General features: G+C 23.2%; 20 protein-coding genes and 1 tRNA gene. 8 read left to right on the forward strand and 13 right to left on the reverse strand.

Annotated features, from left to right (window positions below; all coding sequences use genetic code 4):
• Positions 1 to 248 precede the first annotated feature (248 nt).
• On the forward strand, positions 249 to 494 hold the full coding sequence (locus AAHM82_RS06480; protein WP_342263381.1) for a hypothetical protein: 246 nt from the start codon (positions 249 to 251) through the stop codon (positions 492 to 494).
• 538 nt (positions 495 to 1,032) lie between these two features.
• Here AAHM82_RS06480 and AAHM82_RS13785 read toward each other — a convergent pair.
• The 5 genes from AAHM82_RS13785 to AAHM82_RS06495 are packed head-to-tail and all read right to left on the reverse strand — an operon-like array spanning position 1,033 to position 3,092.
• Entirely contained in the window at positions 1,033 to 1,425 is a 393-nt protein-coding gene (locus AAHM82_RS13785; protein ID WP_342264845.1) for a transposase family protein, read from the reverse strand.
• Entirely contained in the window at positions 1,422 to 1,694 is a 273-nt protein-coding gene (locus AAHM82_RS13790; RefSeq protein ID WP_342263338.1) for a transposase family protein, read from the reverse strand. The genes AAHM82_RS13785 and AAHM82_RS13790 overlap by 4 nt, the downstream gene beginning before the upstream one ends.
• Before the next feature lie 25 nt (positions 1,695 to 1,719).
• Positions 1,720 to 1,863 carry a hypothetical protein gene (locus tag AAHM82_RS13795; RefSeq protein WP_425288966.1) on the reverse strand — a complete coding sequence of 48 codons (144 nt, stop codon included), beginning with the start codon at positions 1,861 to 1,863 and terminating at the stop codon, positions 1,720 to 1,722.
• 44 nt (positions 1,864 to 1,907) lie between these two features.
• On the reverse strand, positions 1,908 to 2,885 hold the full coding sequence (locus AAHM82_RS06490) for an IS1/IS1595 family N-terminal zinc-binding domain-containing protein (RefSeq protein WP_342263382.1): 978 nt from the start codon (positions 2,883 to 2,885) through the stop codon (positions 1,908 to 1,910).
• 15 nt (positions 2,886 to 2,900) lie between these two features.
• On the reverse strand, positions 2,901 to 3,092 hold the full coding sequence (locus AAHM82_RS06495) for a hypothetical protein (RefSeq protein ID WP_342263383.1): 192 nt from the start codon (positions 3,090 to 3,092) through the stop codon (positions 2,901 to 2,903).
• Between the two features lie 462 nt (positions 3,093 to 3,554).
• Between AAHM82_RS06495 and AAHM82_RS06500 the strand changes: the two genes are divergently transcribed.
• Positions 3,555 to 3,631: transfer RNA gene (locus AAHM82_RS06500), tRNA-Cys, on the forward strand.
• A 297-nt stretch (positions 3,632 to 3,928) separates the two neighbouring features.
• On the opposite strand, the gene AAHM82_RS13800 is transcribed toward AAHM82_RS06500, so the two are convergent.
• Both AAHM82_RS13800 and AAHM82_RS13805 read right to left on the reverse strand, forming a co-directional pair.
• Entirely contained in the window at positions 3,929 to 4,321 is a 393-nt protein-coding gene (locus AAHM82_RS13800; RefSeq protein ID WP_342264845.1) for a transposase family protein, read from the reverse strand.
• On the reverse strand, positions 4,318 to 4,590 hold the full coding sequence (locus AAHM82_RS13805; RefSeq protein WP_342263338.1) for a transposase family protein: 273 nt from the start codon (positions 4,588 to 4,590) through the stop codon (positions 4,318 to 4,320). Before AAHM82_RS13805 ends, AAHM82_RS13800 begins: the two co-directional genes overlap by 4 nt.
• 340 nt (positions 4,591 to 4,930) lie before the next feature.
• Here AAHM82_RS13805 and AAHM82_RS06510 point away from each other — a divergent pair, with 340 nt between their 5' ends.
• Positions 4,931 to 5,275, forward strand: a complete 345-nt coding sequence (locus tag AAHM82_RS06510; RefSeq protein ID WP_342263384.1) for a hypothetical protein — start codon at positions 4,931 to 4,933, stop codon at positions 5,273 to 5,275.
• A gap of 707 nt (positions 5,276 to 5,982) precedes the next feature.
• On the opposite strand, the gene AAHM82_RS13810 is transcribed toward AAHM82_RS06510, so the two are convergent.
• On the reverse strand, positions 5,983 to 6,375 hold the full coding sequence (locus AAHM82_RS13810; RefSeq protein ID WP_342264845.1) for a transposase family protein: 393 nt from the start codon (positions 6,373 to 6,375) through the stop codon (positions 5,983 to 5,985).
• Entirely contained in the window at positions 6,372 to 6,812 is a 441-nt protein-coding gene (locus AAHM82_RS13815) for a transposase family protein (protein WP_342263396.1), read from the reverse strand. Before AAHM82_RS13815 ends, AAHM82_RS13810 begins: the two co-directional genes overlap by 4 nt.
• 54 nt (positions 6,813 to 6,866) lie before the next feature.
• On the opposite strand from AAHM82_RS13815, the gene AAHM82_RS06520 reads away from it, so the two are divergent.
• From AAHM82_RS06520 to AAHM82_RS06530, 3 genes are all read left to right on the forward strand, one after another.
• Positions 6,867 to 7,040: a hypothetical protein gene (locus AAHM82_RS06520; protein ID WP_342263385.1), complete on the forward strand. Its 174-nt coding sequence runs from the start codon at positions 6,867 to 6,869 to the stop codon at positions 7,038 to 7,040.
• Positions 7,041 to 7,338: 298 nt separating this feature from the next.
• The gene (locus tag AAHM82_RS06525; RefSeq protein ID WP_215826808.1) at positions 7,339 to 7,488 is read left to right on the forward strand and encodes a hypothetical protein; all 150 of its coding nucleotides are present in this window, start codon (positions 7,339 to 7,341) and stop codon (positions 7,486 to 7,488) included.
• On the forward strand, positions 7,451 to 8,320 hold the full coding sequence (locus tag AAHM82_RS06530) for an IS1/IS1595 family N-terminal zinc-binding domain-containing protein (protein ID WP_342263386.1): 870 nt from the start codon (positions 7,451 to 7,453) through the stop codon (positions 8,318 to 8,320). Before AAHM82_RS06525 ends, AAHM82_RS06530 begins: the two co-directional genes overlap by 38 nt.
• 144 nt (positions 8,321 to 8,464) lie before the next feature.
• Here the strand turns inward: AAHM82_RS06530 and AAHM82_RS13820 are convergent, their stop codons facing one another.
• From AAHM82_RS13820 to AAHM82_RS06540, 3 genes are all read right to left on the reverse strand, one after another.
• Positions 8,465 to 8,857 carry a transposase family protein gene (locus AAHM82_RS13820; protein WP_342264845.1) on the reverse strand — a complete coding sequence of 131 codons (393 nt, stop codon included), beginning with the start codon at positions 8,855 to 8,857 and terminating at the stop codon, positions 8,465 to 8,467.
• Complete coding sequence (locus AAHM82_RS13825) at positions 8,854 to 9,294, reverse strand: transposase family protein (protein ID WP_342263396.1); 441 nt, start codon at positions 9,292 to 9,294, stop codon at positions 8,854 to 8,856. The genes AAHM82_RS13820 and AAHM82_RS13825 overlap by 4 nt, the downstream gene beginning before the upstream one ends.
• Before the next feature lie 134 nt (positions 9,295 to 9,428).
• Positions 9,429 to 9,755, reverse strand: a complete 327-nt coding sequence (locus AAHM82_RS06540) for a hypothetical protein (protein WP_342263387.1) — start codon at positions 9,753 to 9,755, stop codon at positions 9,429 to 9,431.
• A 447-nt stretch (positions 9,756 to 10,202) separates the two neighbouring features.
• On the opposite strand from AAHM82_RS06540, the gene AAHM82_RS06545 reads away from it, so the two are divergent.
• Complete coding sequence (locus AAHM82_RS06545; protein WP_342263388.1) at positions 10,203 to 11,315, forward strand: hypothetical protein; 1,113 nt, start codon at positions 10,203 to 10,205, stop codon at positions 11,313 to 11,315.
• Positions 11,316 to 11,361: 46 nt separating this feature from the next.
• Positions 11,362 to 11,859, forward strand: a complete 498-nt coding sequence (locus AAHM82_RS06550; protein ID WP_342263389.1) for a hypothetical protein — start codon at positions 11,362 to 11,364, stop codon at positions 11,857 to 11,859.
• 31 nt (positions 11,860 to 11,890) lie between these two features.
• Here the strand turns inward: AAHM82_RS06550 and AAHM82_RS06555 are convergent, their stop codons facing one another.
• Positions 11,891 to 13,111 carry an IS256 family transposase gene (locus AAHM82_RS06555; RefSeq protein ID WP_342263390.1) on the reverse strand — a complete coding sequence of 407 codons (1,221 nt, stop codon included), beginning with the start codon at positions 13,109 to 13,111 and terminating at the stop codon, positions 11,891 to 11,893.
• Positions 13,112 to 13,538: the final 427 nt, after the last annotated feature.

Below are 13,538 nucleotides of genomic sequence, written 5' to 3' on the forward strand. Positions count from 1 at the left end.
GATGGAGAATTTTGCCTTACATTTTTATGATTATTATCTTTTTCATTCCATTTTTAAAATTGGAAATTAATGATTTGAAATTATTATATGAAAAATTTGAAGCATTAATTTCACTTATGATACTAGGATATTTAGATATATGCATTACAATAGCGGTAGTTATAAACTGTATCATTGAATGACTTATTAAAAAAATCAAAACTGAAAGAACAATAAAAAATAAAATATTTTAAAAAGGAGTGATAAAAATGTTTATGAAAATATTTACCGTGCTAACTATTAGTTTCAATAACATTTTTACTATTCCCTCAAACATTAATAATGATGAAACAACAACACAACTAATTAGAAATAAAAGACAAAGTAATAGAGTATATGATTTTGAAATCAGAAATCTAGAAAAAGTGCAATTTTGGATTTCAGCAAGAAAAAATAATTTAAATCTTTATCCAGTTACGCAAGTTGCTATAGAAAAAAAGATAACATCAATCTAAATGAGAAATTACCAGAATTAAAAAATTTAAATTGACTTATTTTTAGATTTACACTAGAATTTAAAGATAATCAAAGCAAACAAGATGAAATTAGACAACTAATAACTACACACGGACGAAAAATAGATGAAGATAGTGATAATAAATTATGAATAATTAATAAAAAAATAGCAATCAAAGCACAAGGCACAAGTTTAGACACTCTTAATCATGATAACAATATAACAAATTACAGATTAAATAAAACAAATAATTTTAAAATTGAAATTGAAAAAGATAGTACTGACATTGACTTGCCAACAACAACCATTAAATTTGATGGAAATCATAACTATAACGATGTCATTGACAATCTTGATTATTTAATAGACTTCTTGCAAAATTAATATGATAATTATAATTTTTAAATTTAAAATAAATATAAAAGTGTTATTAAAATAATTTTTAGATTATTTTTACAAATATTTTGTCATTAAAACATAATAAAAATTATTATTTACAATAAAAAAAGACTGAAATTTTAAATTATCAAATATATTTAAACTAATAGTTGTAAATTATAAATTGAAGCTATTAAATTAAATCTTAAAGCAAATCTTTTTCTACGATTTCGATATTTTTCACTAATAATTTTAAATTTTTTAAGTATAGCAAAAACATTTTCAATAACAATTCTCATTTTTGAAATTCGCTCATTATTTTGCTTTTCTTCTTTATTTAAAGGGTTTTTCTTTGATTTTCTTTTAGGAATTAAAACATTATGATTAATTTTTTGTATGCCTTGATAACCTAAATCCACTAAAACAGTTGTTTCTGGTAAAAATTTAATTTTTGAATCTTTTAAAATTTTAAAGTCATGGTTTTTACCATAAGAAAAATCAGAACTAATAATTTTTTTACTATCTTTTTCAATTATAACTTGTGTTTTTATTGTGTGTTTTTTCTTTTTTCCTGAGTAGTGCTGTTTTTGTCTTTTTTTGGGCGTTGGATTTGGCTTTCAGTTACATCAATTATAACAGTCTTATCTTTGAAATAATCTTTTAATAGTGATTTTTGACCAGTAAGTTGTTGAAAATTAGGGTGTTTTATTAAAGTGTCTTCAATTCATTTGATATTTCTATAACAACTACTTTCACTAATATCATAACTTTTTGCAATATGAAAATAAGTTCTATATTCTCTTCAATATTCTAAAGTCATTAAAATACGATTTTCTAATGATAATTTATTGGTTCTTCCGCGACGAAATCTCTTTTTTTAATTCTTCTATTTTTAAAATTTCTAGCATTTTATTAAAAGTAGTATGTTTAATACCAGTTAATCTTAAAAAATTTTTATCACTTATTTGATTATTTTTTTTAAATTTCATTTAAATTCCACCTTTTTATTTAAAAACAACAATTCAATTATATTTTAAATTAATTTTGCAAGAAGTCTATTAAAATATAATACCGCTGTTTGTTGGTTTGGAGTTAAGCCCTTATGTTGGTATTTTCATTTTCAGAGATTTAAATAATTTTGAATATTAGTAAAACCTAAACCATGATAATGAATTAAGGCTTCTTTAAGACTAGATTGTAATTTACTGATTTTATTTAAGTTACGATAACTAGCTTCAGGATTAATTGTTGTTTTAGTTACACATAAAGTAGAATTTGTTTGTTTTGCTACTAAAAAATATAATTTTTGCATATCAGAAGTAATAATTGAATTTTCGTTAATTAATTCTTTGTTCATATTTTCAATAACTCATTGTTTTTGCAAACGTTTGGTGTTTGTGGATTTAACATAAATATTGTTATTATTATCAATTGCCATTTGAATACAGCATTTAGTATTAGTTGCGAATGGGTCAAGGTGAATTCTTCGTGGATCAGTTTTATATTTGAAATTTCCTTTATGGATTTCTTTAATAAATGTTTCATCGATTTGGATTTTACCAGATAATTTTTTAAATTTTAATTGGGTATTTTCTAATTGTTTTGATTTCATTAATTTTTGACGATTATATCAAGCAGTTTTTAATGTAGTTTTAATAAAACGAGAAATTGTTTTACTAGATTGCTCCAGCAATGAAATTTGAATCAATAAATTTCATTGTTCATAATTTAAATGACTTCAATAAATAAAATGATTACGAAAAGCGTCAAAACTTGCACGGCAATTTTTACATAAATATTTTTGTTTTCCTTCTGAATTATGTCCATTTTTAACGTAATGGTAAGATTCATATTTAGGGCATTTAATACCTTGCGCTCTAAATTTTTGATCAATTTCATTTAAACGTTTTTGTTTTTTTATTAATTCTGCTTGTTGTTTGACTTTTTCATAAAATTCTAAAAATTGATCATCTGTTAAAGTATTTACTAGTTCTTGAATTATTTTTTCCATAATTATTATCCACCTCTATCATATTAAAATATACCTAAAATTAAGTATATTCAATAAATATCAAGAGTTTTCGACAAAATTAAAAAAAATTACTTGTTTTTCCTTTTTTTCAATTTTCTTTGCTCTATTTTTTAATTGCTGATATTTTTTCATAAAAGTTTTGTAATCAATATTATTTATTTCTTTTAAAATATCTTTTTCTTGCATAAAAAATCACCTTTAAATTAAAAATAACCCATTTACAGAAAAAAATAAAGAGGTTATCAATACTTATCTTTAAAATTAAAAAATTCACCTAGATTAGCATTGACAACAACTGATGATAATTTAAAGGAATTGCTATTTTTTTCAATTATTTGGGGTTGATTTTTTTCTTGATATATTGATATTGAAATAATAACAAAAATCCCTATTAAAATTAGTAAAATTAAATTAATAATTCATCATTTTTTAATGTCATAATTACATTATATTCTTTTTTTTAATTCTACCTAGAATTTAATTTATAAATTTTTTGCATTCAAGACAAAATATTACTGCCAAAAGAATATACCCCCCCCCAATAATTTATAAAAACCAAAGGTACTAAACATCTGTGGTTTCTACAGCTTTTAATAAAATATTATTGTAGTTTTATAATTAATGTGTAATAATATTTATTGTATATATGGCACTGTGGCCAAACTGGTTTAAGGCATTGGACTGCAACTCCTTGATTATCGGTTCGAATCCGATCAGTGCCTCCATAAGATATTAAGTAAAATCACAGTTAAGTGATTTTTTTAATTAACCAATAGGTAATAAAAAATAATTTGTAGAAACCCTATACATATGACAAGATTTTGGTTTTTACAAGCTTGCTGTTAATTAATAGACTTCTTGCAAAATTAATATGATAATTATAATTTTTAAATTTAAAATAAATATAAAAGTGTTATTAAAATAATTTTTAGATTATTTTTACAAATATTTTGTCATTAAAACATAATAAAAATTATTATTTACAATAAAAAAAGACTGAAATTTTAAATTATCAAATATATTTAAACTAATAGTTGTAAATTATAAATTGAAGCTATTAAATTAAATCTTAAAGCAAATCTTTTTCTACGATTTCGATATTTTTCACTAATAATTTTAAATTTTTTAAGTATAGCAAAAACATTTTCAATAACAATTCTCATTTTTGAAATTCGCTCATTATTTTGCTTTTCTTCTTTATTTAAAGGGTTTTTCTTTGATTTTCTTTTAGGAATTAAAACATTATGATTAATTTTTTGTATGCCTTGATAACCTAAATCCACTAAAACAGTTGTTTCTGGTAAAAATTTAATTTTTGAATCTTTTAAAATTTTAAAGTCATGGTTTTTACCATAAGAAAAATCAGAACTAATAATTTTTTTACTATCTTTTTCAATTATAACTTGTGTTTTTATTGTGTGTTTTTTCTTTTTTCCTGAGTAGTGCTGTTTTTGTCTTTTTTTGGGCGTTGGATTTGGCTTTCAGTTACATCAATTATAACAGTCTTATCTTTGAAATAATCTTTTAATAGTGATTTTTGACCAGTAAGTTGTTGAAAATTAGGGTGTTTTATTAAAGTGTCTTCAATTCATTTGATATTTCTATAACAACTACTTTCACTAATATCATAACTTTTTGCAATATGAAAATAAGTTCTATATTCTCTTCAATATTCTAAAGTCATTAAAATACGATTTTCTAATGATAATTTATTGGTTCTTCCGCGACGAAATCTCTTTTTTTAATTCTTCTATTTTTAAAATTTCTAGCATTTTATTAAAAGTAGTATGTTTAATACCAGTTAATCTTAAAAAATTTTTATCACTTATTTGATTATTTTTTTAAATTTCATTTAAATTCCACCTTTTTATTAAAAACAACAATTCAATTATATTTTAAATTAATTTTGCAAGAAGTCTAATGAAATTCCAAAGTAAAGAGATTCCAGACTAAGATTTGGAGAAAGGAAAATGTGTTGTAAATTTTATTAATTAGTAAAAATTCACGAAAGGAATTTAATTAATATGAAAAAATTACTAGAAATTTTAGGAACAATAACAATTGCAGGAAGCGGAATATTAACATTGGTTGCAAACAGTCCGACTTCAGCAAAAGAACAACAAATTAAATTAGAAAGTAGTGAAGTTAATTATTCGCAAACAAATAATTTAGAAAATTTAAATAGAAATAAAAGACAAAACAATAATTATATAAAAACAGAAGTAGTAAAAGTTGATGAATGGGATTCTAAAAAATTTTTATCTGATTTATGTAATAATGTTTTAAAAAAATTATTAGATAATGACATTATTAAATCTATTTCAGATCCAGATAATAATATTCGGGTTATTTGTGAAACGGACGCGTAAAGTTTTGTTAGGTGGAAAAATATTTGATTAATTTTGAAAGAAAAATAACTAGTTTTTTAAACACTTATATATCGCAGATTTAAGTGTTTAACAAGCTTTGTTATTAAATTTTGTTTTTTAATTAGATAAAGATTTTAATAATTTTAAACTTAGCATACCCCTATTCATAGAAATTTCTACACTTTAACATCCGCATCCTGCCCTTGAAACTAATTTAATAGCGTGTATATTTTTAGGAAATCCACCCATTCATTTTTTTATTGCAAAACGAAACAAATTGCTATAGCTAATAGGATGTTATCTATTAACTGGTAAACTTCTTTTGGTTATGGCGACCACCCACAATTTATCGTGCTTTAATACATACCAACATTATTAACTCACTTGTATTTAATTTTCAAAGAACAAATTTTTAATACCTTATAAAATAAAAAGACAGTCAGTACTGACTGTCTTAATATTTATTCAAATCTTTACCTACCTAACAAAACTTTACGCGTCCCTAACTTTAAAATACCTTGCAAAAAAGATACAGTAGACTTCTTGCAAAATTAATATGATAATTATAATTTTTAAATTTAAAATAAATATAAAAGTGTTATTAAAATAATTTTTAGATTATTTTTACAAATATTTTGTCATTAAAACATAATAAAAATTATTATTTACAATAAAAAAAGACTGAAATTTTAAATTATCAAATATATTTAAACTAATAGTTGTAAATTATAAATTGAAGCTATTAAATTAAATCTTAAAGCAAATCTTTTTCTACGATTTCGATATTTTTCACTAATAATTTTAAATTTTTTAAGTATAGCAAAAACATTTTCAATAACAATTCTCATTTTTGAAATTCGCTCATTATTTTGCTTTTCTTCTTTATTTAAAGGGTTTTTCTTTGATTTTCTTTTAGGAATTAAAACATTATGATTAATTTTTTGTATGCCTTGATAACCTAAATCCACTAAAACAGTTGTTTCTGGTAAAAATTTAATTTTTGAATCTTTTAAAATTTTAAAGTCATGGTTTTTACCATAAGAAAAATCAGAACTAATAATTTTTTTACTATCTTTTTCAATTATAACTTGTGTTTTTATTGTGTGTTTTTTCTTTTTTCCTGAGTAGTGCTGTTTTTGTCTTTTTTTGGGCGTTGGATTTGGCTTTCAGTTACATCAATTATAACAGTCTTATCTTTGAAATAATCTTTTAATAGTGATTTTTGACCAGTAAGTTGTTGAAAATTAGGGTGTTTTATTAAAGTGTCTTCAATTCATTTGATATTTCTATAACAACTACTTTCACTAATATCATAACTTTTTGCAATATGAAAATAAGTTCTATATTCTCTTCAATATTCTAAAGTCATTAAAATACGATTTTCTAATGATAATTTATTGGTTCTTCCGCGACGAAATCTCTTTTTTAATTCTTCTATTTTTAAAATTTCTAGCATTTTATTAAAAGTAGTATGTTTAATACCAGTTAATCTTAAAAAATTTTTATCACTTATTTGATTATTTTTTTTAAATTTCATTTAAATTCCACCTTTTTATTAAAAACAACAATTCAATTATATTTTAAATTAATTTTGCAAGAAGTCTATTATATTGCAGTTAATATTTATCGGTTTTTTAAAGATAAAAAGAAATATGGTAGTGAAGTAAAACAGTTGCCAAAAGATTTTACTTATTCACAACGAATATTTATTGCAAAGTTTAAACGAAATTTGTTAGAACAAGATGAAAAAGAAATTAAAAAGTAGGTTTAGAAAATGTTTAAAAAAATAATTATTGAGTTAATTGAATTAATTTATCCAACTGCCGATTTACCACCACAAGTTGTATTTTTGTTTTCAATTTTAATAATTGTAATGCTGTTCTCAGCAATTATTTTTCTACTCTTTTGACCTTTTAAGCGGTAATTATTATGTTTTTAGTTGTTTGAAAAGATTTAGATTGAGAAATGACAAAATTGTTTTAATTTTGTCGAAAACTCTTGATATTTATTGAATATACTTAATTTTAGGTATATTTTTAATATGATAGAGGTGGATAATAATTATGGAAAAAATAATTCAAGAACTAGTAAATACTTTAACAGATGATCAATTTTTAGAATTTTATGAAAAAGTCAAACAACAAGCAGAATTAATAAAAAAACAAAAACGGTTAAATGAAATTGATCAAAAATTTAGAGCGCAAGGTATTTAAATGCCCTAAATGTGAATCTTACCATTGCGTTAAAAATGGACATAATTCAGAAGGAAAACAAAAATATTTATGTAAAAATTGCCGTGCAAGTTTTGACGCTTTTCGTAATCATTTTATTTATTGAAGTCATTTAAATTATGAACAATGAAATTTATTGATTCAAATTTCATTGCTGGGGCAATCTAGTAAAACAATTTCTCGTTTTATTAAAACTACATTAAAAACTGCTTGATATAATCGTCAAAAATTAATGAAATCAAAACAATTAGAAAATACCCAATTAAATTTTAAAAAATTATCTGGTAAAATCCAAATCGATGAAACATTTATTAAAGAAATCCATAAAGGAAATTTCAAATATAAAACTGATCCACGAAGAATTCACCTTGACCCATTCGCAACTAATACTAAATGCTGTATTCAAATGGCAATTGATAATAATAACAATATTTATGTTAAATCCACAAACACCAAACGTTTACAAAAACAATGAGTTATTGAAAATATGAACAAAGAATTAATTAACGAAAATTCAATTATTACTTCTGATATGCAAAAATTATATTTTTTAGTAGCAAAACAAACAAATTCTACTTTATGTGTAACTAAAACAACAATTAATCCTGAAGCTAGTTATCGTAACTTAAATAAAATCAGTAAATTACAATCTAGTCTTAAAGAAGCCTTAATTCATTATCATGGTTTAGGTTTTACTAATATTCAAAATTATTTAAATCTCTGAAAATGAAAATACCAACATAAGGGTTTAACTCCAAACCAACAAACAGCGGTATTATATTTTAATAGACTTCTTGCAAAATTAATATGATAATTATAATTTTTAAATTTAAAATAAATATAAAAGTGTTATTAAAATAATTTTTAGATTATTTTTACAAATATTTTGTCATTAAAACATAATAAAAATTATTATTTACAATAAAAAAAGACTGAAATTTTAAATTATCAAATATATTTAAACTAATAGTTGTAAATTATAAATTGAAGCTATTAAATTAAATCTTAAAGCAAATCTTTTTCTACGATTTCGATATTTTTCACTAATAATTTTAAATTTTTTAAGTATAGCAAAAACATTTTCAATAACAATTCTCATTTTTGAAATTCGCTCATTATTTTGCTTTTCTTCTTTATTTAAAGGGTTTTTCTTTGATTTTCTTTTAGGAATTAAAACATTATGATTAATTTTTTGTATGCCTTGATAACCTAAATCCACTAAAACAGTTGTTTCTGGTAAAAATTTAATTTTTGAATCTTTTAAAATTTTAAAGTCATGGTTTTTACCATAAGAAAAATCAGAACTAATAATTTTTTTACTATCTTTTTCAATTATAACTTGTGTTTTTATTGTGTGTTTTTTCTTTTTTCCTGAGTAGTGCTGTTTTTGTCTTTTTTTGGGCGTTGGATTTGGCTTTCAGTTACATCAATTATAACAGTCTTATCTTTGAAATAATCTTTTAATAGTGATTTTTGACCAGTAAGTTGTTGAAAATTAGGGTGTTTTATTAAAGTGTCTTCAATTCATTTGATATTTCTATAACAACTACTTTCACTAATATCATAACTTTTTGCAATATGAAAATAAGTTCTATATTCTCTTCAATATTCTAAAGTCATTAAAATACGATTTTCTAATGATAATTTATTGGTTCTTCCGCGACGAAATCTCTTTTTTAATTCTTCTATTTTTAAAATTTCTAGCATTTTATTAAAAGTAGTATGTTTAATACCAGTTAATCTTAAAAAATTTTTATCACTTATTTGATTATTTTTTTTAAATTTCATTTAAATTCCACCTTTTTATTAAAAACAACAATTCAATTATATTTTAAATTAATTTTGCAAGAAGTCTAATAAATATCAAGAGTTTTCGACAAAATTAAAACTAATAAATATTATTCCAATCGCAATATTCATTTTTAAACTCCTTTAAAATAGTTATAATTTATATCTTTTTTGTTGTTTTCTTTTTCGGCAATGAAGAAACCTAATAATTCTTGTCCTTTAATTAACTTGGTTTCATTTTCTTTTTGATTAATTGAAATTATTTGATATTTACTATCTTTTATTATTCCGATGCAAATAGAATTTTCATATTTTCCTTTATAAACAAATCGCTTTGGAAATCAAATGCCGATTTGTTTATTAAATCACGGTATTTTTGATGCTTTAATAAACATTGCGTTTTGTGTTTCTTTTAAGAGATATTTTTTAGTATTTAAGAAAATGTTTTCAATGTTTTTCATAATAAATTACCTTTCTTATAAATAAACTAAGTTATATTAACTAAGTTAGTTAACTTAGTTTTTTAAACACTTATATATCGCAGATTTAAGTGTTTAACAAGCTTTGTTATTAAATTTTGTTTTTTTAATTAGATAAAGATTTTAATAATTTTAAACTTAGCATACCCCTATATAGAAATTTCTACACTTTAATGTCCGCATCCTACCCTTGGAACTAATTTAATAGCGTGTATATTTTTAGGAAATCCACCCATTCATTTTTTTATTGCAAAACGAAACAAATTGCTATAGTTAATAGGGTGTTATCTATTAACTGGTAAACTTCTTTTGGTTATGGCGACCACCCACAATTTATCGTGCTTTAATACATACCAACATTATTAACTCACTTGTATTTAATTTTCAAAGAACAAATTTTTAACATCTTATAAAATAAAAAGACAATCATTGCTGACTGTCTTAATACTTATTCAAATCTTTTCCCACCTAACAAAACTTTACGCGTCCGGTAATGACTATTTACAATTATTACACGGTGAAAGTGAAATCTGAAAATATAACACCGAAAATACTAACGATTATTACCTAATTAAGTATCTTTTTGGAACATTAAATTATCTTAATGTTAAATTTAGTTTTCTACGCTATGACCCCGATTTACGAAATGACATTTACTTTTATTTTAAAAATAACATTCCTAGTATTAATAACAGCGATTACAAAAATATTTTTGATGAAATCTATGAAATACTTGGCAACTTCTTTGCTAGTTTATTTTATGCTACTTTTGATATGGACGAAAAAACTCATACCGAAATTGATTTTAAGGGTGTAGATAATTACAACAAAGATTACTTTATTCAAATCGGTTTCTTTTATCGTTCGTTAATTACCTTTTATCCCAAAAAATATTTAATCAATGTTACTGGTAATTCGGAATTATTACTAAGAAGTTATTTCTTTACTTTTGATAAAAAAACGCATCAAGAAAATTATAATGCGATTAAAAATAATAACAGCATCTATCAAATTGAATTTAATGTCCTTAAATCTTATGATAACAAACTCATTACCTTGCCAACCAGCAAGACTGTTAATAGTATTAATTATCTCAATACCGATATTGATATTCGTTACGGTATTAATATTTTTACCTTAACTTTTCCACTCTATCACAAAGATAATACTTCTAAATACAATTTTAAAATTTATGACTTTAATGTCCTTAATTCCACGGCGTTTATCCCTGATGGTTCCACCAATTCAGAATGAGATGACCTAATTCCACCACCAAATTGCAAATATTCCGGACGATGAATACCAACCTTTAATGATATTGGTTGTGCCATTCAAAATGCTGGTATTAAAATGCTAAACTGAATGCTGACAGCGTCACAAATCATTACCATTTTACGCCCGTTAGCAATTATTGCGAAAGCAACAGTTAACTTTTCAACCGCCATTTTTCCAGTTTTTAAAACGGTACCAGCTTTTTACTATACCTTTCAATTTTTAATCGGTTTTGCCATTTTTCTAATGATATTAAGGATTTTCGTGTAATATATATATATATATATTGGAAAAACAAAATAAAGGAGTTAATTTTATGAAATTTTTAAATATAACCGCTATTTTAGGATTAATAACACTACCAATAATTGGCTGTTCTAAAAAAGCAAATGAATCAGTAGAGCAAAAAAATAACAAAAATAAAACTTATGATTTTAAAATTAGAGACCTAGAAAAAGTGAATTTTTGGATTTTGAATTCAACAAATAGTGTTGCACAGATTAACATATATAAAAAAGATAATAGCAATCTAAATGAAAAATTACCAGAATTAAAAAATTTAAACGATTTTACTTTCCAATTTACAAAAGAACTTAAAAATAATCAGGATAAACAAGAAAAAATCAAAAACTTAATAAAAACATATGGACAAAAAATAAAAGAAAATAGTACTTATAAAACATGAGTAATTAATAAAAAAATAACAATTAAAGCACAAGGCACAGATTTATATAATTTCAAAGATTTTTTCGATAAAACAAATTACAGATTAAATGAAACAAATAATTTTGAAATTGAAATTGAAAATTCGTAGGGACTGTACAATTAACTGTGTCTTTAAGTAATTAACTTAAATTCACTCTGTCCTCAAATTTTATCATTAAATGTGAAATTGCACTACCCCAATTTTGAATTGGCATCGTTCATTTCTTAACCATATTTTGAAATGCTAAATAAAATATTTTAAAAACTGATGCGTCATTAGGAAAAATCTTTTTATTCTTAATGACTTTTCTTAGTTGACTATTAACAGATTCAATCGCATTAGTTGTGTAAATAATCCTTCTAAATTCTTGAGGATATTCAAGAAAAATTATTAAATTATTTCAGTTATTTTTTCATGATTTAGTAATTTGTGGATACTTTTTATTTCATTTTTCAGAAAAATGATCTAAAGCAACTAGCGCTATTTCTTCATTAATTGCTGTATAAATTGATTTTAAATCATTAGCTACAAGTTTGCGATCTTTGTAAGGGACAAATTTTAAACTATTACGAATTTGATGAACAATGCATAATTGGTGCTGTGTTTTTGGGAACACAGCTTCTATTGCATCAGACATTCCAGTTAAATTATCGCTACAAGCAACAAGAATATCTTGTAAGCCACGATTTTTCATTTCCGTAAGATTATTAAGTCAAAATTTGGCGCCCTCATTCTCGCTAATTCACATTCCTAAAATATCTTTTAAACCATCTAAATTAATTCCTAAGGCAAGATAAACTGCTTTATTTATTATTCGTTTATCTTGCTTTACTTTAACAACAATACAATCAAAATAAACAATCGGATAAATCTTCTCTAAAGGTTTAGTTTGTCACATTTTAACTTCTTCAATAACATCATCAGTTATTTGACTAATTAAACTTTCTGAAATTTCTGCTCCGTGATAGAATTCTTGCAATTGTGCTTTGATATCAGAAATTGTCATTCCTCTTGCATATAAAGAAATTACTTTTTGATCAAAGTTATCAAATCTTCTTTGTCTTTTCGGAATAATTACTGGTTCAAAAGTACTATTTCGATCTCTTGGTACATCAATTGCGATTGAACCATTTTTAGTAATAATGGTTTTTTGTGTGTTGCCATTTCTTTTATTATGATTCTCATCAGTTTCAAGATAATCTTTAATTTCCGTATTTAACATTCGTTCAGTTAATTTTTTGGTAAATTCCTGAAAAATAGTATTGCCTTTAAATAAATCTTGTGGATTATCAATATTTTCTAAAAAATAATCAACAACTTTATCAATTGCGTCAGGTTCTTTTTTTATTTTTTTTGTCATTTTCTGTTCTCCTTCTTTTAAGTATAATTCAGAATGAATTATCGAGACACAGAATTTTGGACAGGCCCAATTCGTAATAACTAAATTTAAAAACTGTTAAAATCACTACCCCGAAATGTAGCTTTCTATAATGATAATTCTCTTAAACAACTTTTTCATTTTTTCTATTTTGACAAAATAAAAACCAGTAATTTTAGTTAATTACTGGTTTGAATATTTTTTATTTTTACAAGAAATTTAAACTTGTTGTGCTTATTTCAATTAAAGTTATTGTTCTAAATAGCTAATATCGTTTTTATAAAACCTTATACTATAGTAGTAACTGTATTTGTTCTTACTGACCCTTCTCTTTCTGATGAGAAAAATGCTTTCCCATTAAATGTTATGTTATCATTGTTTTTATCTACAGTAATTTCATCTGGTAATA

This window comes from Spiroplasma endosymbiont of Clivina fossor (assembly GCF_964031115.1).
Taxonomy (GTDB): domain Bacteria; phylum Bacillota_I; class Bacilli_A; order Mycoplasmatales; family Nriv7; genus Nriv7.